We start from the raw sequence: 22,015 nt of genomic DNA on the forward strand, positions 1-22,015 counted from the left end.
GTCAGCGTTTGACGGCGTGCATCACCTTGCCGGCTTGGACGGCGGTGCCCGCCTTCACCGTCTGGCCCGCCTTCATCGCGCGTTGCGCCTGGGCGCTCGTGCCGGCCTTGACCGTCCTGCCCGCCTGCTTGCCTTGCTGCATGCGCGCCTGAATGGTGCCGGTGCCGTTCCTGCCCGTGCCCTTCGCGGCGGTCTTGAACGGGCTCATGCCGATGGTCCGGGTGGTGCGGCCGCCCTTGCGGGCGCCCTTGCCCACGCCCTTGCCCACGCCCCGGGTCAGGCCCCTGGCGCCCATCCCGGCGCCCTTCGTCATGCTCTTCGCGCTCTGGGCGATGCCCATGCCCTTGCCCGCGCTCTTCCCGGCGCGGAAGCCCATGCCCGTCTTGGCCGCCTTGCCGGCCTTCGCCGCCTTCGCCGTCTGCTTCGCGGCCTTCTTCCCGCTCTCCGTGCGGGCGATCCGCACCTGGCGGGCCGCCTCGCGGCGCGCGTCCCGCAGCGTCGTCACGGCCTCGCGGCGCAGCGCCCGCGCCTCCGCGCCCCGCTTGATCTGCGTCTCCCGGGCGGCGCGCCGCACCTCCGCCATCCGGGGCGCCCGGCGCGGCTCGGCCGCCACCATCAGCAGCGCCCCGAACAGCCCGGCGTTCTTCAGCAGGTGCGCGCGCTCGTTCGCCCGGTCGTCCGGGTCGTCCTCGGTCCAGTAGCGGTGCTCGGTCGCGAGGGCGGGGACGACCTGCGCGGCGAGCAGCATCGCCGTCAGCCGGCGGAACCGGCCCGTGAGCAGGAGGACGCCGGTGCCGACGCTCAGCGCGCCCTCCATCCGCACGAGGGCCTCGGGGTCCTTCGGGAGCCATTCGAGCCGGTCCGTCACCGGCTTGGCCACCGGCGCGACCCGCTCGGCGCGCTCCCGCGGGTCCCGCATCGCGTCCAGTCCGGTCATGATGAATGGGGCCGCCACGAACGGGCGGGCCAGAGTCGTGAACGGTCGCATGAAGCGCTACATGCCCAGCACGCCGCGCCTCAAGCGCGGCAGGATGGAGCCATGTGCGGTCGATATGCCACCTCCCGGGCCCGCCAGGAACTGCTCGACGAGTTCCGCGTGCAGGTCGACGCCGTCGAAGGCGAACTCGAACCCGACTACAACGTCGCCCCGACCAAGCGGGTCCCCGTGATCCTCGACCGGGCGCCGAAGGACGCGCCCGAAGAGGCCGCGCCCGTCCGGCAGTTGCGGACCGTCCGCTGGGGGCTCGTCCCGTCCTGGGCCAAGGACCCCGCCATCGGGAACCGGATGATCAACGCGCGGGCCGAGACGGTGCACGAGAAGCCGTCCTACCGCCGCGCGTTCGCCAAGCGCCGCTGCCTGCTGCCCGCCGACGGCTACTTCGAGTGGTACGTCCTGCAGAACGAGCAGGGGGACGGGAACGCGGAGAAGAAGCCGAAGCGGCCGCAGAAGCAGCCGTTCTTCATCCGCCCCAAGGACGGCGGCGTCATGGCCATGGCCGGCCTGTACGAGCTGTGGAAGACGCCCGAGGACGAGTGGCTCTGGACGTGCACGGTCATCACCACCGACGCGCCCGACGACCTCGGCCGCATCCACGACCGGATGCCGATGATCGTCGAACCGGACCGGTGGGACGCGTGGCTCGACCCGTCCCTCACCGAGCCCGACCGCGTCCGGGGCCTGCTCGTCCCCGCCATGGCCGGGACGATGGACGCCTACCCGGTGTCGAAGGCGGTCAACAGCGTCAAGAACAACGGACCCGAGCTCGTCCTGCCGGCGAGCGGCGGGGACGGCGACGCCGCCCCGTCCGGCGCCCTGTTCTGACCCCGGTCAGGACCGGACGGCGCTCGCCAGCAGGTGGATCCCCGACTCGTCGCCCGGCGGCGCGTTCAGCTCGGTCCGCACGAGCCGGTCGAGCGCGCGCGGCGAGCGGCCGAGGACGTGCTCGACCGTCGACGGGGACAGCACCGTCCGCGGCCTGATCCACTCGACCTCGAGGCCCGCGCCGCCGAGCAGCTCGCGGAGCTGCTCGGCGCCGAAGCACCGGGTGATCGTCCCGTCCGGCCACGGCACCAGGACGACCTCCGCGCTCGGCACGTCCGACAGGTGCGCCCAGTAGTTGCGCTCGGCGAGCAGCGCCATGCCGAGCGTCAGCGAGTCGACGCACAGCAGGACCCGGCCGCCGGGCCGCAGCACGCGGGCGATCTCGCCGACGGTCGCCTCGGTCGCCAGGTGCCGCGACAGGACGCGGTTCTCCGCGACGACCGCGTCGACGGACGCGTCGTCGAGGAAGTCGAGCGTCCCCGAGTCGCCCAGCACCGGGACGGTCGCGGCGGCGCGCCCGTCCCCGCGCCCGTCGCCGTGCCCGTCGCCGGGCGCGCCGGACCCGCCGTCCGGCGCGGCCCGGTCCAGCAGCGGGTCGCGGACCTCCAGCACCGAGTGCCCGGCCCCGGCCGCGCGCCCGGCGCACCGCCCGTCCCCGCCGGACAGGTCCAGCACCCGGGACGGGGCGCGCGGCAGCCACCGCGTCAGCTGCGCATCGGCCACCGCCCAGTAGAAGGTCCAGTAGCGCTCCAGAGAGTCCCCCGCTCCGTCGCCGGAGGGATCGCGCAGGCTGGCGATGGTGGGCTCGGGAGGTCGTGCCGGCACCGGTAGCACCGATTTGCTCCTGTTCTCGCCATATAAGTCACTTCTTCCCCGTCCGGGCCCGATCATCACCCTCCGTGCAGGACACTCCGGCGAGGCCCTCCCACCCGGGCCGCGACCGTGATCGGGATCGCGGGAATCGACGGGGACGCCCCGGCGTTGCACCGTCTCATAAGCGTGAGACGAACGAGTACAGCCGGAGGTGGGCCTTCCATGACCACGGCCGTTGCCGATTACCCGCGCGGTGCCGGGGTATCGCCCCTCGGCAAGGCACCGGCACCCAGGGGCGCGCTCAGGTTGCGCGGCCCGATATCGTCTAGCGGAGACGACACGGCCGGTGTCGCCGCAGTCGAGGGGGTGGGTCAGGTACCGGGCACCACGGAGACCGTGGAGCAGCGCCAAGAGCGCTTCCAGCGCGATGTGCTCCCGTTCTTGGACCAGCTGTACTCCGCCGCGCTGCGCATGACGCGCAACCCGGCGGACGCCGAGGATCTCGTGCAGGAGACGTTCGCCAAGGCGTTCGCGTCCTTCCATCAGTTCAAGGAGGGCACGAACCTCAAGGCGTGGCTCTACCGCATCCTGACCAACACGTTCATCAACTCCTACCGCAAGAAGCAGCGCCAGCCGCAGCAGTCGGCCACCGAGGAGATCGAGGACTGGCAGCTCGCGCGCGCCGAATCGCACACCTCCAGCGGGCTGAAGTCCGCCGAGGCCGAGGCGCTCGAGCACCTGCCCGACTCCGACGTGAAGCGGGCGCTGCAGGACCTGCCGGAGGAGTTCCGGATCGCCGTCTACCTCGCCGATGTCGAGGGATTCGCCTACAAGGAGATCGCCGACATCATGGGCACGCCCATCGGCACGGTGATGTCGCGGCTGCACCGGGGCCGGCGTCAGCTGCGCGGCATGCTCGAGGACTACGCTCAGGAGCGCGGCCTCACGCGGGCGGACGGAGGGCGGTCATGACGCGCACGCCCGTCCGCCGCCCGGAGCGGAGCGACATGCCGAGCACCGCGCTGAAACGCGGCGCGGTGAGCGAGAAGGGTGAGTGAGCCATGAGCTGTGGCAATCACCATGACACCCCCTGCGACGAGGTCCTGGCCCGGGTCTACACCTACCTCGACGGAGAGCTCGACCAGGGCGGCTGCGGCGAGGTCCGGCGGCATCTCGACGAATGCGGGCCGTGCCTGCGCGAGTACGGCCTCGAGGAGGCCGTGAAGAAGCTGGTGAACAAGTCCTGCGGCTGCGAACCCGCGCCGGAGGACCTGCGCACCAAGGTCCTCGGCCGCATCGAGCAGATCTGCGGCGAGATCAAGACCACCGGCTCCGAACGCGCGGAAACCGAGACCGCCTGATGAACCGAACCGCCTGAACCGAACCGCCCGGCCCCGAACCCCCCGAACCCGAACCGCCTGATCGGCGGTCCGGGCGGCGCGGGTTATCGTTCTTCCGTGTTCGTCATGGTCACCGGCGCGGCCGGCTTCATCGGTTCCCATCTCGTCGACAGGCTCCTCGCCGACGGCCACGAGGTCGTCGGCGTGGACGACCTGTCGTCCGGCGCGAACGTGCGCCCCGACGTCGAGTTCTGGGAGCTGGACGTCGCGGACCCGGCGCTCGTCGAGCGGGCCGCCGCGCGGCGGCCCGAGGTCGTGTGCCACCTGGCCGCGCAGGTCAGCGTGCGGGCCAGCGTCGCCGCGCCGCTGGCCGACGCCCGGACGAACGTGCTCGGCACGGCGAACGTCCTGGAGGCGGTGCGGGCCGCGGGCGGCCGCAAGATCGTGTTCGCCTCCAGTTGCGCCGTGTACGGGGTGCCGGACGCGCTGCCCGTCCCGCCGGACGCCGAGCTGCGGCCCGCGTCGCCGTACGCCGCGTCGAAGGTGGCCGGGGAGGTCTACGCGCAGACGTACCGGGCGCTGCACGGCGTCGACTTCACCGCCCTCACGCTCGCGAACGTGTACGGCCCTCGGCAGACCCCCGAGGGGGAGGCGGGCGTCGTGTCGATCTTCACGGACGCCCTCCTCGGCGGGCGCCCGACGAAGGTGCACGGCGACGGCACGCAGACCCGCGACTACGTGTACGTCCTCGACGTCGTGGACGCGTTCGCCCGCGCGGTGGACGAGCGCGGCGGCGGCCTGCGGCTCAACGTGGGCACCGGGGTGCAGACCACCGACCGCGAGCTGCACACGCTCGTCGCCGCGGCGGCGGGGGCGCCGGACGAGCCCGAGTTCGCCCCGCCCCGGCTCGGCGACCTCCCCGCGATGGCGATCGACCCGGGGCCGACCCGGGGGGCGCTCGGCTGGACGCCGCGGGTGTCCCTGCCGGACGGGCTCGCCGCCACGGTCGCGTGGGCCCGTGAGCGCCGCTGAGGCGCGGCCGTCCCCGGCGCGCGGGGGCCCGGTGTGCGAAGCGTCCGGGAACCGCCCGGGATGCCGACTGCGGCGCCGATCGCCGTTGAATGACCGGCCTATCCCTTTCCGGGGTCATTTCTGGTTGTTTAGTTTACTGTTTGCCTTCTGCACGTGCATTTAGATCGTGCATAAGGTCGGTGCGCATACGTTGCGTGTTTTACGACCGAGAAATGATCACTTAAGGTGACGGTTGGTTCACACTTTGCTCACGATTCCCCGCATGCCTGTGTGACCTGGGCAGTTCGCGTTAGGCTTGTGCCGAATTCAGCGACGGGAGCACGGTGCGCACCCGGGAATTCGGGGTATGTGCTCGCCCGGAGGTCGGGGCCGTTCAGAGTCCCGGCCCGCCGGTCGTGCGCCGGCGTTCCGGATTTCCGTGGGGGGAGGCAAGGAGTCATGCTGCATCGCGAGATGCCTGTCCGGACGGCCCGGCACTCGAGCGCCACGGCGTCGTCGCTGATGATGCCCAAGGGCGTGTCCTGGGTCTAGTGCCGGCAGGCACGAGCGATCCCGGCGGCGGCCCGCCCATTCGTCATCCCCGAGGGGGCGGCAATGCGTGGACTACCTCTCGCTGCCTGGGCGTACGTGTGCGGTGTGGTCGTCCTCGCGGCCGGCCTCATCGCGACGTCGTCCTTCGCGGAGCTGGACTGGAAGAAGCTGGCCGTGCTGGCCGTGCTCTTCCTCGTGTGCGATTCCGCACCGGCCCGGCTGAACGTCGAACGCGCGCGCGTCTCGATGAGCTTCGCCGCCAGCCTCGCGTCGGTCGTCCTGCTCGGCCCGGCCGGCGCGGCGCTGCTCGGCTGCTGCGCCGTCGTCACCGGCCAGCGGATCCTCGCCCCCGAGAAGCGGCTGTTCAACGGCGCGCAGTTCGCGCTCAGCGGCTTCATCGCCGGAACCGTCTTCGAACTGCTCGGCGGTGACCGCTTCCGCCCCGAGCAGGCCCGCTGGGTCGAGAACGTCATCGGACCGTTCCTCGGCGCGCTCGTCGCGTTCGTCCTCGTGAACCTCGCGCTCACCGCCGGGGTGCTGCTGCTCAGCCGGCAGGCGGCGCCCCGCGAGCTGATCCGCGACAGCGGCCAGCTCGCCGTCGGCTGCCTCGCCTACGGCATGTTCGGCCTGCTCATCGCCGGGCTGTGGCCGCGGGTCGGGCCGCTCGCCGCCGTCCTGGTGCTGCTGCCGCTGTTCATCGCCCGCTGGGCGATGGAGCAGGCGCACGACCAGCACCAGGCGCACGCCGCCACCCTCGCGTCGCTCTGCCAGGCCGTCGAGACGAAGGACTACTACACCCGCGGCCACTCCGAACGCGTCTCCCGGGGCTCCGTGATGATCGCCAAGGAGATCGGGATGCGGCCCGACCGGGTCGAGGCCATCCGCTACGCGGGGATGCTGCACGACGTCGGCAAGCTCGGCGTGCCCACCAAGGTCCTGCAGAAGAACGGGCCGCTGACCGAGGAGGAGTTCGCCGCGATCCAGCTGCACCCGATGCGCGGACTGGAGATCGTCCGGGAGATCGGCTTCCTCGACGAGGCGCTCGCCGGCATCATGCACCACCATGAGAAGGTGAACGGGCGCGGCTACCCGATGGGCCTCGCCGGCGACGAGATCCCCGAGTTCGCCCGCGTCATCTCCGTCGCCGACGCGTTCGACACCATGACCTCCACCCGTTCCTACCGGCCCGCCCGCAGCATCGAGGAGGCCGTCGCGGAACTGCAGCGCTGCACCGGCGACCACTTCGACCCCGTCATGGTCGAGGCGTTCCTGCGCGCGATCGAACGGGACGGCTGGGAGCCGCCCAAGCCGATGACGCCGCCCGACGACGACGTCGCGGAGACCACCCGGCAGGACCACGACGACCCCAGCGCGCCGCTGCGCGTCGCCGGGGACGAAGTGCGCAAGTGACCGACCCGGCGGGAAAGCAAGCGTGACCAGCACCCAGATCCGCGCCCGGGAACGGGCCGCGTGGCAGTCCATCGACTCCGGCCAGCTCCTGCTCATCGCGACGGCCGGGCTGTTCGTCGTCGTCGCGATCACCCAGGTCGCCGCCGTCGGGCTCGTCCAGCCCGACATCGCGGTCATCTTCGGCGTCCTCATCGCGCTCGGCGAGCTGTTCCGCATGGTGATGCCCGGCAACCGGGAGATGGCGCCCATCGCCACCGTCGGCGCCATCGGCTACGCGCTGCTCGTCGGCGCCGGCCCCGAGGGCGCCCCGGCGGACGCGCCGCTCGGCGTCGTCCCCGCCGTCCACTCGCCGCTGCAGGTCGTCGCCGTCACCGCCGTCGGCATGCTGATCGGGTCGCTGCCGCACATCGCCGTCGGCCGCACCCCCCGCCCGGACGCGATGGCGCGGCGGCTGTTCACCGTCTCGATCGTCGCACTGTGCTTCCGCCCGCTCCTGGACTTCCACCTCGCCTGGTACCTGCTGCTCGCCGCGATGGGCCTGGTCGTCGTCGCGTCCTGCTTCACCGACGTGGTGATCGCCGCGCTGATCCGCGCCGAGGCCGTCCGCACCCGGTTCGGCATCGCGCTGCGCGACGAGATCGGCGCGAAGATGGCGCTGTGCGCGGCGACCAGCGCCACCGCCATGCTCATCGCCGTGTCCACCACCGCGATGGGACAGGCCGCGCTGCTGATCTTCACGGTGCCGATCCTGGTGACCCAGTTCGCGTTCCGCCGGTACGCGGGCGTCCGCGCCACCTACCTGCAGACCGTCCGCGCCCTGTCGCGCGTCACCGAGGTCGGCGGCTACGTCGAGACCGGCCACTCACGCCGGGTCGCCGAGTTCGCCGTCGCGATGGGCCGCGAGCTCGGCATGGCCGAGGCCGAACTCCTCGAACTGGAGTACGCGGCGCTCATGCACGACATCGGGCAGCTGTCCCTCGGCGACCCGATCCCCGGCGGCGCCACCGTCCTCGCGTCCCCCGCGGAGCAGCGCCGCATCGCCGAACTCGGCGCCGAGGTCATCAAGGAGACCGGCGTCCTCGACCGGGTCGCGCACATCGTCCGGCTCTCCTCGCACCCCTACCGGACGGGACGGCCCGCCGACGACGCGTCCGACGCGGGCGACGGCGACGCCGACCGTCCCGTCGCGCCGCCCCTCGCCAGCCGTATCATCAAGGTCGCCAACGCCTACGACGACCTGGTCGGCGAATCGCCCGACCGCGACCGCGGCGCGGCCGTCCTGGAACGACTGCGGCTCGACTCCGCCGCCGAGTACGATCCGACGGTCGTCGAGGCGCTCAGCCGCGTCGTGGACCGCCGCCCCCGGCCGTGAGCGACAAATCCACGGCCCGGTATTTGTCACCCGTGCGGCCGGACGGGCACCGCCGCGGCCGCTAGTGTCGGCCGGGGCGGTGCCCGACCGGCCCGCCGTCCCCCGAAGGAGAGTCCGCAGGTGTTCGAGTCCGTGCTCGTGGCGAACCGGGGAGAGATCGCCAGCCGGATCATCCACACCGCACGCGCGATGGGCCTCAAGGCCATCGCGGTGTACTCGCAGGCCGACGCCGACCTGCCGTTCGTGTCCGAGGCCGACGAGGCGATCCTCATCGGCCCCGCCGAACCCGCCCGCAGCTACCTCAACGCCCCCGCGATCATCGAGGCGGCGCGGCGGACGAACGCGCAGGCCGTCCACCCCGGCTACGGGTTCCTCGCGGAGAACGCGGACTTCGCCCGCCAGGTCGCCGCCCGCGACCTGGTCTGGGTCGGCGCGCCGCCGCTCGCCATCGCCCGGCTCGGCGACAAGATCAACGCCCGGAACCTGGTGAAGGAGGCGGGCGTCCCCGTCGTGCCCGGCGTGTGGGAGCCGGTCCCGGACGCCGACACCGCCGTCGAGGAGGCCGAGCGCATCGGCTACCCCGTCATGGTCAAGCCCGCCGCGGGCGGCAACGGCATCGGGATGAGCGCCGCGCACGACGAGGCGGGCCTGCGCCGCGCCTACGAGACCGCCCGCGCCCGCGGCGAACGCGTCTTCGGCCGCGCCGACATCCTCCTCGAACGGTTCGTGCCGCACGCCCGCCACGTCGACGTGCAGATCCTCGGGCTGCCCGACGGGACGATCGTCGCGCTCGGCGACCGCGACTGCTCCGTGCAGCGCCGCCACCAGAAACTCGTCGAGGAGTCGCCGTCGCCCGGCGTCGCCCCCGAACTCCGCGAGCGCATGCTGGCCGCCGCCGTCCGGGCCGGCGAAGCGGTCGGCTACCGCGGCGCCGGAACCGTCGAGTTCCTCGTCGACCCCGCCGCGCAGGAGTGCCACTTCCTCGAGATGAGCGCCCGCCTCCAGGTGGAGCACCCCGTCACCGAACTCGTCGCCGGCGTCGACCTCGTCGGGCTGCAGTTCCGGATCGCCGCCGGCGAGCCCGTCCGGGACGCCTTCCCGGACCCCCGCGGCCACGCCATCGAGTTCCGCGTCTACGCCGAGGACCCCGAGCGTTTCCTGCCCTCGCCCGGCCGCATCAAGGTGTGGGAGGAGCCCGTCGGCGACGGCATCCGCATCGACGCCGGCTACGCCGAGGGCAACACCGTCACGCCCCACTACGACCCGCTGCTGGCCAAACTGTGCGTGCACGGCGACGACCGTGCGCACGCGCTGAGCCGGGCGCGGGCCGCGGTGGACGCGTTCCGCATCGAGGGGCTCGCGACGAACCTGCCCTTCCACGCGGAGCTGCTCGGCCGTCCCGAGTTCGCGGACGGCTCCTACGACACGGGCCTGGTGGCGCGCATGCGCGCCCCCGAGCACCGCTGAACCGTCCGGGAGGGGAAGAGCCGTGGCCGACGTCCGCGCGGAGACGGTCGCCGCGCCCGGAAGGCGGCCGAGGGCGGCGACCTCGTCGCCGTCGCCGACTGGTCCGCGGGTACGGTAGCCCATCGTGGAGACGTACTGCGACCGCTGCGGCGAGCCCGCCGACCGGGGCGACCACGCGGGCTGCCGCGCCGCCCGGCTGATGGAGCCGCCCCGCTACTGCGCCCGCTGCCGCCGCCGGATGGTCGTGCAGGTGACGCCGCTCGGCTGGACGGCGCGCTGCTCCGAGCACGGCGACCTCCGCGGCGACGCCCCGGGCCCGGGTCCCGCCGGGGACGCCACCGCGCGCCCCTGACCACCGCGCGCCCCTGACCACCGCGCGCCCCTGACCACCGCGCGCCCCTGACCACCGCGCGCCCCTGACCGCCGCGCGTCCGCGAGCCGCAGGGCGGGTCGCCAGGTCAGGGCGGGTCACCAGGTCAGGGCATAGGTGATGAGGCGCAGGCCGGGGACGGGGGACCAGTCGCGGTCGGGGGTGCGGGCGAAGCCCATCCGGTCGTAGAGGCGGTGCGCGTCGGTCATGTTCGCCTGCGTCGACAGGCGCAGCCCGCACAGGCCGGCGGCGCGCGCACGGTCGACGCAGGCCGCCACCAGCGCGCGTCCCGCGCCGTGGCCGCGCGCCTTCGCCAGGACGGCCAGCATGCGGAACTCGGCCTCGTCGGGCGCGGCCAGCTCGGCGTACGGGCTGCCGGGCGGGCAGTACGCGACGGCGCCCGCGACCTCGCCGCGGACGTCGGCGACCAGCAGCTCGGTCTTGGCGGCGCGGTCGGCGGCGTCGGCGAGCTTCGCCACGTACGACGACTCCGGCGAGACCAGCCCGCTGTGCACGTACACCTCGACGGTCAGCGCGCCGATCAGGTCGTACTCGTCCGGCCGCGCCGTCCGGACGATCACGGGTTCGGGCACCGATGCACCTCCGGATCCGGTTCGCGGCCCCGCCGGGACGGACGGGGCCGAGCCCAGGTTAGCCGCGCCCCCGGACGTCCCGGCCATAGTCGTTAGAGGGTTGACGACGCCCGCCCTCGCACGGTTGATTGGCGGGAGCCGACCCCCTGGAGGCGTCATGCCGGTACCACGTTCGATCCTCGGTGCGGACCACCCCGACATGGACCTGGAGGTGATCGCCGGAGCCTGGCCGGACGACGTGCGCGGGCACTACGTCGTCAGCGCCTCCGACCAGCGCAGCCACCCCGTGCACGCGTTCTTCGGCGACGGGATCATGGCGCGGCTGCCGCTGCGGCCCGGCCCCGGCGGCCGGTTCCCGTGGCGGGCCCGCGTGCTCGACACCCCGTCCGTCCGGCTGAAGCGGGCGCGCCCCGACCTGTTCACCCCCGGCCCCGTCGGGACGAGCTCGCCGTGGGGGTTCGTCAACTGCGCCAACACGGCCCCGCTGCCGTGGGGCGACCGCCTGTTCGCGACATGGGACGCCGGACGGCCCGTCGAGGTCGACCCGGTCACGCTCGGGTTCGTCGCGGAGGTCGGGCACCGCGACGACTGGAAGCCCGCGATGGACCAGGCCGTGCTGCCGCTGATCTCGACCACCGCGCACCCCGTGGTCGACCCCGACCGCGGCTGCATGTGGAGCGTCAGCCGCGACGTCCTCACCGGCACCGTCTCGGTGATCCGCTACGACGGGACGGGCTCGCGGGTGCACCGCTGGGACGTCGAGAACGCGGTGCTGCCGCAGGCCACGCACACCATCACGCAGACGCGCGACTGGCTCGTCCTCGCCGACACCGCCTTCAAGATCGACCCCGATGAGATCTTCGGCGGGGACCGGACGGTCGCCAACAACCCCGACGGTCCGCTTCTGCTCGTCCGCAAGGACGACCTCGTCCCCGGCAAGAGCGCGGTCGCCTGCAAGGAGTTCCGGATCGCGCCCGAGGTGAACCACTTCTACGCGCGCTACGACGACTCAGACGGCGTCCAGATCGTCATGGAGAACACCCCGGGCGTGGACATCGGGATGTACCTGCGCGAGGACGACGTCGACGTGCACGGTCGCCCCATCGACCCCGCCCTGCGCGGAATGTACTGCCACGGCATGACCCCGGCGTTCACGACCATCATGCAGTTCGACCCCGAGACCGGGCAGGTGCGCGAACGCGCGCGCGCCCAGAACCCGTCCCGCTGGTGGCAGGCCGAACTGTCGGCCATCGACTGGAGCCTCGAAGGGCAGTCCGACCCGACCCGGCACCACCTCGTCTACATCGGGTTCCACCCCGAGGCGATCAACCGGCGGGCCCTCCGCAACTACGAGGGCCGGGTCGACACCTCGCTGTTCCCCGCCGAGGAGACCCCGGCCGTCCTCGTCACCCACGACCGCGACGACCTCGAACCCCTCGCCGAGTGGACGTTCGCCCTCGACGACTACCCGACGTCGCCCGCGTTCGTCCCGCGCGGCGCCGCCGGGCGGGACGGCACCCGGTACGCCGGCGCCTCCCCGGGCGGTCACGACGGCTACCTCGTCGTCGCCGTCCACAACGACGACCGGTTCCGCGTCGAGCTGTTCGACGCCGCCGACGTGGGCCGCGGGCCCGTCGCCGTCCTCGCGCCGCCGCACGGCACGACCGTCCCGTTCCTCATCCACTCCGCGTGGATGCCCGAGGCGCGTCCCGCCCCGGACGTCGAGCGCCTGACCTTCGCCGCCGACCTCGACGCCCGCCTCGATCAGCTCGACCCCGACCTGCGGACCGTCGCCCGGGAGGTGGCCGAGGCCCTCGGGGGCTGATCCCGCCGCGAGGGCCGGTTTTACAAACCGCCCCGCCGAAACCTGTGGGATTCGGCGACGGACCGCGCGCCGGGGCCCGCGCTAGTGTGCCGGGCGTGAGCGTGCTCGTGATCACCGGGACCTGTACCGGCGTGGGGAAGACCGTCGTGACGGCGGCGCTGGCCGCCGTCGCCGCCGCGCGCGGCACGTCGGTCGCGGTCGTCAAACCCGGGCAGACGGGCGTCGCGCCGGGGGAGCCCGGCGATCTGGGCGACGTCCGCCGGCTCGCCGGGATCGAGGACGTGCACGAGTTCGCGCGGTTCCCCGACCCGCTGTCGCCGGCCGCCGCCGCCCGGGTCGCCGGGGCGCCGCCGGTGCGGCTGCCCGAGGTCGCCGAACGCGTCCGGGCCCTGGCGGACGACCGCCGCCTCGTGCTCGTGGAGGGCGCGGGCGGCCTCCTCGTCCGCTACGACGAGGAGGGCGGCACGATCGCCGATCTCGCGCGCTGGCTGGGCGCCGCGGTCGTCGTCGTCACCCGCCCGGACCTCGGCACCCTCAACCACACGGCGCTGACGCTGGAGGCGATGGCGCACCGCGGCGTGCAGCTCGCGGGCGTCGTCATCGGCGCCTGGCCGGACGAGCCGGACCTCGCGCAGCGCAGCAACATCCGGGACCTGGAGACCATCGCCGCCCGTCCCCTCGCGGGCGCGCTGCCCGAAGGCGCGGGCGCCCTGGACGCCCCCGAGTTCCTCGTCGCCGCGCACCGCGGCCTGGCCCCCGCGTTCGGCGGCGCCTTCGACCCTGCTACCTTCCGCGACAGCTACGGCCTCGACAAGGAGAACACGTGAGCGACATTCTGGAGATCGCCCGTAGGCAGGTGCTGGAGGAGGGCGAGGGGCTCGCGGCCGACCAGGTCCTGGAGTGCCTGACCCTGCCGGACGACCGTCTCGAGGAGCTGCTCGCGCTCGCCCACGAGGTCCGGATGCGCTGGTGCGGCCCCGAGGTCGAGGTCGAGGGGATCGTGTCGCTCAAGACCGGCGGCTGCCCCGAGGACTGCCACTTCTGCTCGCAGTCCGGCCAGTTCGAGTCGCCGGTGCGCTCGGTGTGGCTGAACATCCCCGAGCTGGTCGAGGCCGCGAAGGAGACCGCGAAGACCGGCGCCACCGAGTTCTGCATCGTCGCGGCCGTCCGCGGCCCGGACGAGCGCCTGATGTCGCAGGTGCGCGACGGGGTCCGGGCCATCAACGACGCCGTCGAGATCAACATCGCGTGCTCGCTCGGGATGCTCACCCAGGAGCAGGTCGACGAGCTCACCGCGATGGGCGTCCACCGCTACAACCACAACCTGGAGACCGCCCGCTCGCACTTCCCGAACGTCGTCACCACCCATTCGTGGGAGGAGCGCTGGGACACCCTGCGCATGGTGAAGGACGCCGGCATGGAGGTGTGCTGCGGCGGCATCATCGGGATGGGCGAGACCGTCGAGCAGCGCGCCGAGTTCGCCGGCCAGCTCGCCGAGCTGGAGCCCGACGAGGTCCCGCTGAACTTCCTCGCGCCCCGCCCCGGCACCCCGTTCTCCGACCTGCCGCTCGTCGAGGGCGCGGACGCCCTGCGCACCATCGCCGCGTTCCGGCTCGCCCTGCCCCGGACGATCCTGCGCTACGCGGGCGGCCGCGAGCTCACCCTCGGCGACCTCGGCACCCGCGAGGGCATGCTCGGCGGCATCAACGCGATCATCGTCGGCAACTACCTCACGACCCTGGGCCGCCCCGCCGAGAAGGACCTCGACCTGCTCACCGACCTCCAGATGCCCATCAAGGCCCTCAGCAAGACCCTCTGACGGCCCGCCGCCCACCCGTCCGCCCCGGCTCCGCCGGCCGGACGGACGGGGCGCGCCGGCGACGTTCCGGCGGACGCGCGACGTCGCGTTGCGTTCAGGTGCCGGGGGAGTGGTGCGCGGGTCAGATCAGTGGCGGCGCAGGCGGGTGATGAACTTGTACCGGTCGCCGCGGTAGAGGGACTGGGCCCACTCGACCGGCTGGCCCGTCGTGTCGAAGGCGTGCCGGGACAGCAGGAGCATCGGCAGGCCGACGTCGACGCCGAGGAGCTGCGCGTCGTGCGGGGTGGCGAGGACGGTCTCGATCGTCTCCTCGGCCTCGGTGAGGTGGACGTCGTAGGCGGTCGCGAGCGTCTCGTACAGCGAGTGGTGGCGGGACAGCTCGCGGCGGAGGCCCGGGAAGCGGCGCGCGGGCAGGTGCGAGGTGTCGATCGACATCGGCTCGCCGTCGGCGAGGCGGAGCCGGTGGACGCGCAGGACGCGGCCGCCGGGGCGGATCCCGAGGAGGGCGGCGAGGTGCTCGTCGGCGCTGACGTACCCGGCCTCGAGGATGCGGGTCTCTGGCCGCAGGCCGTGGTGCCGCATGTCGGAGGTGTAGCTGACGAGTTGCAGCTCCTGGGACACCTTCGGCTTGGCGACGAACGTGCCCTTGCCCTGGATGCGCTGCAGGCGTCCCTCGACGACGAGTTCGGCGAGGGCCTGCCGGACGGTGGTGCGGGACGTCTCGTACTTCTCCGCGAGGGCGCGTTCGGGGGGCAGCGGGCTGCCGGGCGGGAGCGACTGGATCAGCTCGACCAGCAGTTCCTTGAGCTTGTAGTACTTCGGGATGCGGGGTGCGTGGCTCGAGTGGTGCCTACCGATGTCGCTCAACGAGGCCCGATCGAATCCGTGCTCGAATCCGCCCCCGTGCCGGGGTCCGCCCCTGACCTCCGTCACGGCATCTCCTCACGTTCATCATCGGTTCTCCCCGATGTTATGCGTGAAGACTACGGCCGGTAGCGCGCGCGATCTCCGCCAGGGCGTCCCCGAGGCTTGTGAGGTCGGCCTCGTCCACCGTGGCGCGGGCGGTCAGCCGCAGGCACGCGCGTCCCTTCGGCACCGAGGGCGGCCGGAAACAGCCTACGCGGACGCCGTGGTCAGCGCAGATCCCGGCGCCGCGGAGGGCGGTGTGCGGCTCGCCCAGGTAGACGGGGACGACGGCCGCCGCGGGCTCGGCGGTCTCGAGACCGGAATCGGCCGCGAGCCGGGTCATCCGGCGGGCGACGGCGCGGGCGCGGGCGGGCAGGCCGGGGTCGGCCTCCAGGACGTCGAGGGCGGCCAGGGCGGCGCCCACGGCGGGCGGGTTCAGGCCCGTGTCGAAGATGAACGAGCGGGCCGTGTCGACCAGGGCGTCGATCACCTCGGGGGCGCCGAGGACCGCGCCGCCCTGGGACGCGAGCGACTTCGACAGCGTGAGCGTGAGGACGACGTCGGGTTCGCCCGCGAGGCCGGCGGCGTGCGCGGCGCCGCGGCCGCCCGCGCCGACGACGCCGAGGGCGTGCGCCTCGTCGATCACGAGGAGGGCGCCGTGCGACCGGGCGAGCGCGTGCAGGTCCGCGAGGGGCGCGACGTCGCCGTCCACGGAGAACACGGCGTCGGTGACGACGATCGCGTGGTCCTCGTCGCGGTCGGCGAGGGCCTCGGCGACGGCGGCGGTGTCGCGGTGCGGGACGATCGCGACGCGGGACCGCGACAGCCGGCAGGCGTCGACGATCGAGGCGTGGTTCGCCTGGTCGGACACCACGAGGACGTCGGGGCCCGAGAGCGCGGTGACGGCGCCGAGGTTGGCGAGGAAGCCGGAGGAGAACACGAGCCCGGCGGCCGCGCCGGTGAACGCGGCGAGCCGCCGGTCGAGCTCGGTGTGCAGCTCGGTGGTGCCGGTGACCAGCCGGGACCCGGTGGAGCACGTCCCGAACGCGCGGGCCGCGGCGGCGGCGCCGGCGGCGAGGCGGGGGTCGTCGGACAGCCCGAGGTAGTCGTTGGACGCCAGGTCGATCAGGTCGCGGCTGCGCGGCCGGAGCGTGCGGCGCAGCCCCGCCGCGTCCCGCCGCGCGGCCGCGTCCCGGAACCTGGCGAGCGGGTCCGCGGCGGCGTTCATGCGGGAATCCTGCCAGGCCGCCCCGGGAGGGGGACGCGCGGGCCGCGCCAAAAGCGATGGGCGATGATGGTGGTGTGCCTACCTTGACCGATCTGGTCCGTGATCACACCGACCTGACCGAGACGGACGTGGAGTGGCTGCACGCCCTCGTGTCGGACTGGCAGCTGCTCGCCGACCTGTCGTTCGCCGACCTGCTGCTGTGGGTGCCGCTGCGGATCGGGGACGCGCCGCCCGCGGACGGGCGCAACCGGGCGCTCGACACCGGCGCGGCCGTCCCGGGCTGGGTGGCGATCGCGCAGATGCGGCCCACGACCGGCCCCACCGCGTACCCGGAGGACCTGGTCGGGAAGGTGGTCCGGACGGGACGCCGGAAGCTGATCGACGTCGCGTGGCGGGAGCGCCGGATCGTCCGGGAGGGCGACCCGGAGTGGGGGAGCGGCATCCCGGTGCGGGAGGAGTCGATCCCGGTGCGGCGCGGCGCGAAGATCCTCGGGGTGATCCAGCGGAGCACGAACCTGAGTTCGGCGCGGACGCCGAGCCGGCTGGAGCTGACGTACCTGCAGTCCGCCAGCGACCTCGCGAAGATGATCTCCGAGGGGCGGTTCCCGGTGCCGGGGGAGGAGCCGAACCTGGTGCGGTCGCCGCGCGTCGGGGACGGGCTGATGCGGCTGGACCGGTCGGGACGCGTGACGTACGCGAGCCCGAACGCGCAGTCGGCGTACCGGCGGCTCGGCTACCCGGCGGACCTGGTGGGCGAGAACCTCGGGGAGATCACCGCGGAGCTGTGCGACACCGGGGAGCCGCTGGAGGAGGCGCTGAGCGTGCTGCTCAGCGGCCGCGCGCCGCGCGAGGTCGAGGTGGAGGCGCACGGCCCGATCATGCAGCTGCGGACGATCCCGCTGGTCGTCGGCGGCACCCGGATCGGCGCGATCGTCCTGTGCCGGGACGTCACCGAGCTGCGGTGGCGGGACCGGGAGCTGATGACGAAGGACGCGACCATCCGGGAGATCCACCACCGGGTGAAGAACAACCTGCAGACGGTCGCGGCGCTGCTGCGGCTGCAGGCGCGGCGGCTGCGGATCCCGGAGGGGCGGGCGGCGCTGGACGAGGCGGTCCGGCGGGTCGGGTCGATCGCGATCGTGCACGAGACGCTGTCGCTCACCCCGGACGAGCTGATCGACTTCGACGACATCGCCGACCGGGTCATCACGATGGCGGGGGAGGTGTCGACCCCGGAGACCAAGGTCACGCCGAAGCGGACCGGGAACTTCGGGGTGCTGCCCGCGGAGATCGCGACGCCGCTCGCGATGGCGCTGACCGAGCTGCTGCAGAACGCCCTGGAGCACGGTCTCGCGAACCGGTTCGGGACGCTCGAGGTCAGCGCGCACCGGATCGGCGGCGGCCGTGACGGCGCGGCCGACGAGCCGTCCGACCTGCGGCGCAGGGCGGCGCGGCAGCCGGTGTGGGGGGAGCTGTCGGAGGTGGGCGAACCGGAGCCGCGGCCGGACGGCCCGGACGTCCGGGACGTCGCGGCCGCCGAGCGGCGCCTCGTCGTGGTGGTCGCCGACGACGGGGTGGGGCTGCCCGCCGACTTCGACGTGGAGAGCAGCAACAGCCTCGGGCTGCAGATCGTCCGCACGCTGATCGTGGGGGAGCTCGGCGGGAACCTGGATTTCCGGCGGCGCGAGAGCGGCGGCACGGAGGTCGTCGTGGACGTCCCGCTGGACATCGATCACCGCTCCGGGCCGCCCCGCCGGTGACCGTCCCGCACGGCGAAGTGCCCGTGACCGGGGTCACGGGCACTTCGGGGTTCTCGCGGCGCCGGGTCGGCTCTCCGGCCGGACGGGCTCGGAGGCGGCGCCGTGGCGCGGACGCCGGTTACAGGCTCGCGTTGGCGCGGGTGCGGGCGCGGGCCGCGCGGCGCTTGAGGGCGCGGCGCTCGTCCTCGCCCATGCCGCCCCAGACGCCCGAGTCCTGCCCGGACTCCAGCGCCCAGCGCAGGCAGGCGTCGGTGACGTCACAGCGCCGGCATACCTGCTTGGCCTCTTCGATCTGCAGGATCGCGGGCCCGGTGTTGCCGATCGGGAAGAACAGCTCGGGGTCCACGTCACGGCAGGCTGCGCGGTGGCGCCAGTCCATGCGGTCCACTCCTTCGTCAGGTGGTGGAGACACTCCACCCAATTGTGAACGGTTTCACATGTCGCGAACGCCCGGAGCGGCGGTGGCCGGGTCCAGGGGTGGTTGTTCGACGGCGCCGCGTGCAGGTGGCCGGCGTCGTCGGGACCCCTGTCGTTCGGGCGCACTTTGAGCGTGTCAGGGGCGCGCTACCAGGCGCAAGACCTTTGAGAAACGATTCTCAAAGTATGGGTGTCGCATGTGTCACATCAGTGGGTCGATCATGTTACTTGGATCTCAACACAACGACCGGGGTGCCTCATATGACGATCCTGACCGCCTTCGGGACCGAACGGAACGTCACACTGCGGTGCTCGCCAAGGTAGTCGCCGTCGAGCTGAAAGGCGACGGGACGCTCCGCGCGCACCGTGACCTCCGCCGCGTCGTGCACGTTCACCACGTCCCGTCCCTGCACAGGGCGGGTGCGGGAGAGCAGCATCCCCGCCACGGCCGCCAGCGTCGGCCCCACCCGCAGCGACCGGATCCCGAACACGTCGAGCCCCCGCGCGAAGTGCGCGAGCGGACTCGGATTCACCGGGAAGCGGCCCACGAATGTCCACGGGGACGTATTAGAGATGAACACCAGGAACAGGCCCGATTTCGGCGGGCGCCCCGGCTGTTCCAACGTGAGCGCGGGCCGGCGCCGATCCGTGCCCGCGAAGAAATGGCGAACGGCCGTTCGAACATAGAGCGACGGATGGGCCTTCCGCCCCGTTCCGCGATGCCGCTCGACCTCCCGCACGACCTCCGCGTCCAGCCCGACGCCCGCGCAGAACGTGAAGTACCGCTCGGGGCCGTCGCCCGGCCGGGCCGCGCCCAGCCCGACCGTCCGGTACCGGCCCGCCCGCAGCGCCTCCAGGACGACCCGGGTCGCGCCGATCGGGTCGTCGGGCAGCCCGAGCGCCCGCGCGAACACGTTCGCGCTCCCGCACGGCAGCACCGCCAGCGCGGGAGGTTCGGCGACGCCCGCCGACAGCAGGCCGTTCACGGCCTCGTTGACCGTCCCGTCCCCGCCGACCGCGACGACGACGTCGTAACCGTCCGTGGCGGCGTCCCGGGCGAGTTCCACGGCGTGCCCGCGGTGCCCCGTCTCGGCGATGACGAGGTCGAGGTCGCCGGCGCAGGCCCGGACCAGCAGATCGCGGGCCCGCCGGGAGGTGGAGGTCGCCTTGGGGTTGGCGATGAGCATGGCGCGCACGGCGCCAGGTTACCGAGAGTCGCACCGGGCGTTCCCCCGGGCGTTCCCCGGACGGCCGCCGCGCGCCCGCCCGCGGCGACCCGGGAGAGCCCATCGGGGCGGGCCGAGTAGGGTTTCGTTGTGTCCAAGCGTCTGAGCGCCGCCCGCCCCAAGACCGTGTACGCCGCCGCCGGCCTCGAGGCCGCGGAGGGCGTCGCCGCCGTCGTGTACGGCGGGTACGTCGGCGTGGAGACCGCCATCGGGGAACCCGTCGACCCGGTCAGCGCGATCGGCGTGACCGTCCTCGCCCTCGCCGGCGGGATCGGGATGCTCGCCTGCGCCCGCGGCCTCGTGCGCGCCGACCAGTGGAGCCGCGCCCCGGCCGTCCTCACCCAGCTCTTCGCGCTGCCGGTGGCGTGGTCGCTGTGGCAGGCCGAGCAGTACGCCATCGGCGTCCCGCTCGGCGTCGCCGCCGTCCTCGCCCTGGTCACCGTGCTCAGCCCGCCCAGCACCGCCTGGCTCGTCACCGACCACGACGAGGACGACGAGGCGGACGAGAAGGGCGGGGCGGACGAGAAGGGCGGGGCGGACGAGAAGGGCGGGGCGGACGAGAAGGGCGGGGCGGACGAGAAGGGCGGGGCGGACGAGAACGGCGAGGGCGGCGAGAAAGACGGCGGCGGGGACGCGGAGCGGCCCGCGGGGAAGCCGTCGCGCGGAAAGTGACGGGCCCGGCGGCCGAAGCCACCGGGCCCGCACGGGTCACTCGTCCGCCGTCAGCCCTTCGCGGAGCTGCGCCAGCGTCCGCGCGAGCAGCCGCGACACGTGCATCTGCGAGATGCCGAGCTCGGCCGCGATCTGCGACTGCGTCATGTTGCCGAAGAACCGCAGCAGCAGGATCTTCTTCTCCCGCGCGGGCAGCTTCTCCAGCAGCGGCTTGAGGGACTCGCGGTACTCGACGCCCTCCAGCGACTCGTCCACCATGCCGAGCGAGTCCGCCACCGCGGGGGCGTCCTCGTCACCGGAGTCCGGTGCGTCCAGGGACACCGTGGAGTAGGCGTTCGCCGACTCCAGGCCCTCCAGCACCTCCTCCTCGCTCATCTGCAGGTGGGCGGCCAGCTCGCTGACCGTCGGCGCGCGGCCCTCCCGCTGCGCCAGGTCGCTGATCGCCTTGGTGAGCGACAGCTTCAGCTCCTGCAGCCGGCGCGGCACCCGGACCGCCCAGCCCTTGTCGCGGAAGTGCCGCTTGATCTCGCCGACGATCGTCGGCGTCGCGTAGGTGGAGAACTCCACGCCGCGCTCCAGATCGAACCGGTCGATCGACTTGATCAGCCCGATCGTGGCGACCTGGATGAGGTCGTCCAGCCACTCGCCGCGGTTGCGGAACCGCCGCGCGAGGTACTCCACCAGGGGCAGGTGCAGCTCCACGAGCTGGTCGCGGATGCGCTGGCGCTCCGGGTCGCCCTCCGGCAGCTCGGCGAGGCGCTCGAACAGGGCGCGCGCCCGGGCGCGGTCCGGGACCGCGCTCTCGGACCGCTCGTTGTCCTCGCCCGCCAGGGTCGTCTTCTCCGTCACTGGGCCCCACCCGCACCGCGCCGCTTCTGCAGCGTCACGGTGACCCGGTCGTCGGAGCCCGCACGCGCGTCCACCTCGCCGGCCAGCGACGACAGGACCGTCCACGCGAACGTGTCACGGCTGGGCTCCCGGCCGTCCACGGTCAGCACCGACACGGAGATGCGCATCGCCTCCCCGGTCAGCTCGAACTCGCACGACAGGTCCGTCCCCGGGACGGCCTGGGCCAGCAGCATCGCGCACGCCTCGTCGACCGCGATGCGCAGGTCCTCGATTTCGTCCAGCGTGAAGTCCAGCCGCGCGGCGAGCCCCGCGGTGGCGGTACGCAGGACGGACAGGTACGCGCTCGCGGCGGGCAACTTCACCGTCACCACGTCGCGGACGGACAACTTCGTACTGGCCGGCATTGCAGCGGTTTCCTCGGTCACGTCACTCCCTCGCAGGATGGTCCCGCTGCCTTCGAAACTACCGCCTGCGAAGCACTCCGCGAGACTCCAACTCGCGTGTTTGTGGCGTTGGTGGCGGGGAGCGGCCCCGGGACCGCGCCCGGCGGCCGCTTCGCGAAC

Annotated in this window: 22 protein-coding genes; 13 read left to right on the top strand and 9 right to left on the bottom strand. The window is 73.3% G+C overall.

Going from position 1 to position 22,015, the window contains the following annotated elements; translation table 11 throughout:
- Position 1: 1 nt before the first annotated feature.
- Entirely contained in the window at positions 2 to 988 is a 987-nt protein-coding gene (locus tag ACFQ11_RS10390) for a DoxX family protein (protein WP_378297799.1), read from the bottom strand.
- Positions 989 to 1,039: 51 nt separating this feature from the next.
- On the opposite strand from ACFQ11_RS10390, the gene ACFQ11_RS10395 reads away from it, so the two are divergent.
- Positions 1,040 to 1,822 carry an SOS response-associated peptidase gene (locus ACFQ11_RS10395; protein WP_378297800.1) on the top strand — a complete coding sequence of 261 codons (783 nt, stop codon included), beginning with the start codon at positions 1,040 to 1,042 and terminating at the stop codon, positions 1,820 to 1,822.
- A gap of 6 nt (positions 1,823 to 1,828) precedes the next feature.
- Here ACFQ11_RS10395 and ACFQ11_RS10400 read toward each other — a convergent pair whose 3' ends face one another.
- Positions 1,829 to 2,647, bottom strand: a complete 819-nt coding sequence (locus ACFQ11_RS10400; protein WP_378297801.1) for a class I SAM-dependent methyltransferase — start codon at positions 2,645 to 2,647, stop codon at positions 1,829 to 1,831.
- A gap of 354 nt (positions 2,648 to 3,001) precedes the next feature.
- On the opposite strand from ACFQ11_RS10400, the gene ACFQ11_RS10405 reads away from it, so the two are divergent.
- The 7 genes from ACFQ11_RS10405 to bsaP all read left to right on the top strand — a co-directional run bounded on the left by ACFQ11_RS10405 (position 3,002) and on the right by bsaP (position 10,139).
- Positions 3,002 to 3,607, top strand: coding sequence for a sigma-70 family RNA polymerase sigma factor (locus tag ACFQ11_RS10405; RefSeq protein WP_378297872.1), 606 nt, complete (start codon positions 3,002 to 3,004; stop codon positions 3,605 to 3,607).
- Positions 3,608 to 3,696: 89 nt separating this feature from the next.
- Positions 3,697 to 3,996, top strand: a complete 300-nt coding sequence (rsrA, locus tag ACFQ11_RS10410; protein ID WP_378297802.1) for a mycothiol system anti-sigma-R factor — start codon at positions 3,697 to 3,699, stop codon at positions 3,994 to 3,996.
- 105 nt (positions 3,997 to 4,101) lie between these two features.
- Positions 4,102 to 5,007, top strand: a complete 906-nt coding sequence (locus ACFQ11_RS10415; protein ID WP_378297873.1) for an NAD-dependent epimerase/dehydratase family protein — start codon at positions 4,102 to 4,104, stop codon at positions 5,005 to 5,007.
- A gap of 594 nt (positions 5,008 to 5,601) precedes the next feature.
- Positions 5,602 to 6,948 carry an HD-GYP domain-containing protein gene (locus ACFQ11_RS10420; RefSeq protein ID WP_378297803.1) on the top strand — a complete coding sequence of 449 codons (1,347 nt, stop codon included), beginning with the start codon at positions 5,602 to 5,604 and terminating at the stop codon, positions 6,946 to 6,948.
- A 22-nt stretch (positions 6,949 to 6,970) separates the two neighbouring features.
- Positions 6,971 to 8,320: an HD-GYP domain-containing protein gene (locus ACFQ11_RS10425; RefSeq protein ID WP_378297804.1), complete on the top strand. Its 1,350-nt coding sequence runs from the start codon at positions 6,971 to 6,973 to the stop codon at positions 8,318 to 8,320.
- Between the two features lie 120 nt (positions 8,321 to 8,440).
- A complete protein-coding gene (locus tag ACFQ11_RS10430) occupies positions 8,441 to 9,787 on the top strand; it encodes an acetyl-CoA carboxylase biotin carboxylase subunit (RefSeq protein WP_378297805.1) in 1,347 nt (448 codons plus the stop codon).
- Positions 9,788 to 9,911: 124 nt separating this feature from the next.
- Positions 9,912 to 10,139 carry a biotin synthase auxiliary protein BsaP gene (gene bsaP / locus ACFQ11_RS10435; protein ID WP_378297806.1) on the top strand — a complete coding sequence of 76 codons (228 nt, stop codon included), beginning with the start codon at positions 9,912 to 9,914 and terminating at the stop codon, positions 10,137 to 10,139.
- Between the two features lie 116 nt (positions 10,140 to 10,255).
- On the opposite strand, the gene ACFQ11_RS10440 is transcribed toward bsaP, so the two are convergent.
- A complete protein-coding gene (locus ACFQ11_RS10440) occupies positions 10,256 to 10,750 on the bottom strand; it encodes a GNAT family N-acetyltransferase (protein ID WP_378297807.1) in 495 nt (164 codons plus the stop codon).
- Positions 10,751 to 10,907: 157 nt separating this feature from the next.
- On the opposite strand from ACFQ11_RS10440, the gene ACFQ11_RS10445 reads away from it, so the two are divergent.
- From ACFQ11_RS10445 to bioB, 3 genes are all read left to right on the top strand, one after another.
- Positions 10,908 to 12,575: a carotenoid oxygenase family protein gene (locus ACFQ11_RS10445; protein WP_378297808.1), complete on the top strand. Its 1,668-nt coding sequence runs from the start codon at positions 10,908 to 10,910 to the stop codon at positions 12,573 to 12,575.
- 95 nt (positions 12,576 to 12,670) lie between these two features.
- Positions 12,671 to 13,402, top strand: coding sequence for a dethiobiotin synthase (gene bioD / locus ACFQ11_RS10450; protein WP_378297809.1), 732 nt, complete (start codon positions 12,671 to 12,673; stop codon positions 13,400 to 13,402).
- A complete protein-coding gene (gene bioB, locus ACFQ11_RS10455) occupies positions 13,399 to 14,394 on the top strand; it encodes a biotin synthase BioB (protein ID WP_378297810.1) in 996 nt (331 codons plus the stop codon). The genes bioD and bioB overlap by 4 nt, the downstream gene beginning before the upstream one ends.
- 126 nt (positions 14,395 to 14,520) lie before the next feature.
- On the opposite strand, the gene ACFQ11_RS10460 is transcribed toward bioB, so the two are convergent.
- Together ACFQ11_RS10460 and ACFQ11_RS10465 are read right to left on the bottom strand one after the other, a co-directional pair.
- Positions 14,521 to 15,261, bottom strand: coding sequence for a GntR family transcriptional regulator (locus ACFQ11_RS10460; protein WP_378297811.1), 741 nt, complete (start codon positions 15,259 to 15,261; stop codon positions 14,521 to 14,523).
- A 103-nt stretch (positions 15,262 to 15,364) separates the two neighbouring features.
- Positions 15,365 to 16,528 carry an 8-amino-7-oxononanoate synthase gene (locus ACFQ11_RS10465; protein WP_378297812.1) on the bottom strand — a complete coding sequence of 388 codons (1,164 nt, stop codon included), beginning with the start codon at positions 16,526 to 16,528 and terminating at the stop codon, positions 15,365 to 15,367.
- Between the two features lie 74 nt (positions 16,529 to 16,602).
- Here ACFQ11_RS10465 and ACFQ11_RS10470 point away from each other — a divergent pair, with 74 nt between their 5' ends.
- Positions 16,603 to 18,288 carry a sensor histidine kinase gene (locus ACFQ11_RS10470; protein ID WP_378297813.1) on the top strand — a complete coding sequence of 562 codons (1,686 nt, stop codon included), beginning with the start codon at positions 16,603 to 16,605 and terminating at the stop codon, positions 18,286 to 18,288.
- Between the two features lie 118 nt (positions 18,289 to 18,406).
- Here the strand turns inward: ACFQ11_RS10470 and ACFQ11_RS10475 are convergent, their stop codons facing one another.
- Positions 18,407 to 18,667 carry a WhiB family transcriptional regulator gene (locus ACFQ11_RS10475; RefSeq protein WP_378297814.1) on the bottom strand — a complete coding sequence of 87 codons (261 nt, stop codon included), beginning with the start codon at positions 18,665 to 18,667 and terminating at the stop codon, positions 18,407 to 18,409.
- A gap of 295 nt (positions 18,668 to 18,962) precedes the next feature.
- Positions 18,963 to 19,901, bottom strand: a complete 939-nt coding sequence (locus tag ACFQ11_RS10480) for a diacylglycerol/lipid kinase family protein (protein ID WP_378297815.1) — start codon at positions 19,899 to 19,901, stop codon at positions 18,963 to 18,965.
- A 120-nt stretch (positions 19,902 to 20,021) separates the two neighbouring features.
- Between ACFQ11_RS10480 and ACFQ11_RS10485 the strand changes: the two genes are divergently transcribed.
- Positions 20,022 to 20,603, top strand: coding sequence for a hypothetical protein (locus tag ACFQ11_RS10485; protein WP_378297816.1), 582 nt, complete (start codon positions 20,022 to 20,024; stop codon positions 20,601 to 20,603).
- 36 nt (positions 20,604 to 20,639) lie between these two features.
- Here the strand turns inward: ACFQ11_RS10485 and ACFQ11_RS10490 are convergent, their stop codons facing one another.
- Positions 20,640 to 21,452: an RNA polymerase sigma factor SigF gene (locus ACFQ11_RS10490; RefSeq protein WP_191329972.1), complete on the bottom strand. Its 813-nt coding sequence runs from the start codon at positions 21,450 to 21,452 to the stop codon at positions 20,640 to 20,642.
- A complete protein-coding gene (locus ACFQ11_RS10495) occupies positions 21,449 to 21,877 on the bottom strand; it encodes an ATP-binding protein (RefSeq protein WP_378297817.1) in 429 nt (142 codons plus the stop codon). Before ACFQ11_RS10495 ends, ACFQ11_RS10490 begins: the two co-directional genes overlap by 4 nt.
- Positions 21,878 to 22,015 lie beyond the last annotated feature (138 nt).

Origin of the sequence: Actinomadura sediminis (assembly GCF_042675525.1) — a bacterium.
In the GTDB taxonomy this organism is placed as follows: domain Bacteria; phylum Actinomycetota; class Actinomycetes; order Streptosporangiales; family Streptosporangiaceae; genus Spirillospora; species Spirillospora sediminis.

Excerpts from the sequence above, each read along its gene's own strand:
- ACFQ11_RS10390 (WP_378297799.1), bottom strand. The coding sequence starts at position 988 with ATGCGACCGTTCACGACTCTGGCCCGCCCGTTCGTGGCGGCCCCATTC.
- ACFQ11_RS10395 (WP_378297800.1), top strand. The coding sequence starts at position 1,040 with ATGTGCGGTCGATATGCCACCTCCCGGGCCCGCCAGGAACTGCTCGAC.
- rsrA (WP_378297802.1), top strand. The coding sequence starts at position 3,697 with ATGAGCTGTGGCAATCACCATGACACCCCCTGCGACGAGGTCCTGGCC.
- ACFQ11_RS10415 (WP_378297873.1), top strand. The coding sequence starts at position 4,102 with ATGGTCACCGGCGCGGCCGGCTTCATCGGTTCCCATCTCGTCGACAGG.
- ACFQ11_RS10420 (WP_378297803.1), top strand. The coding sequence starts at position 5,602 with ATGCGTGGACTACCTCTCGCTGCCTGGGCGTACGTGTGCGGTGTGGTC.
- ACFQ11_RS10445 (WP_378297808.1), top strand. The coding sequence starts at position 10,908 with ATGCCGGTACCACGTTCGATCCTCGGTGCGGACCACCCCGACATGGAC.
- ACFQ11_RS10465 (WP_378297812.1), bottom strand. The coding sequence starts at position 16,528 with ATGAACGCCGCCGCGGACCCGCTCGCCAGGTTCCGGGACGCGGCCGCG.
- ACFQ11_RS10475 (WP_378297814.1), bottom strand. The coding sequence starts at position 18,667 with ATGGACTGGCGCCACCGCGCAGCCTGCCGTGACGTGGACCCCGAGCTG.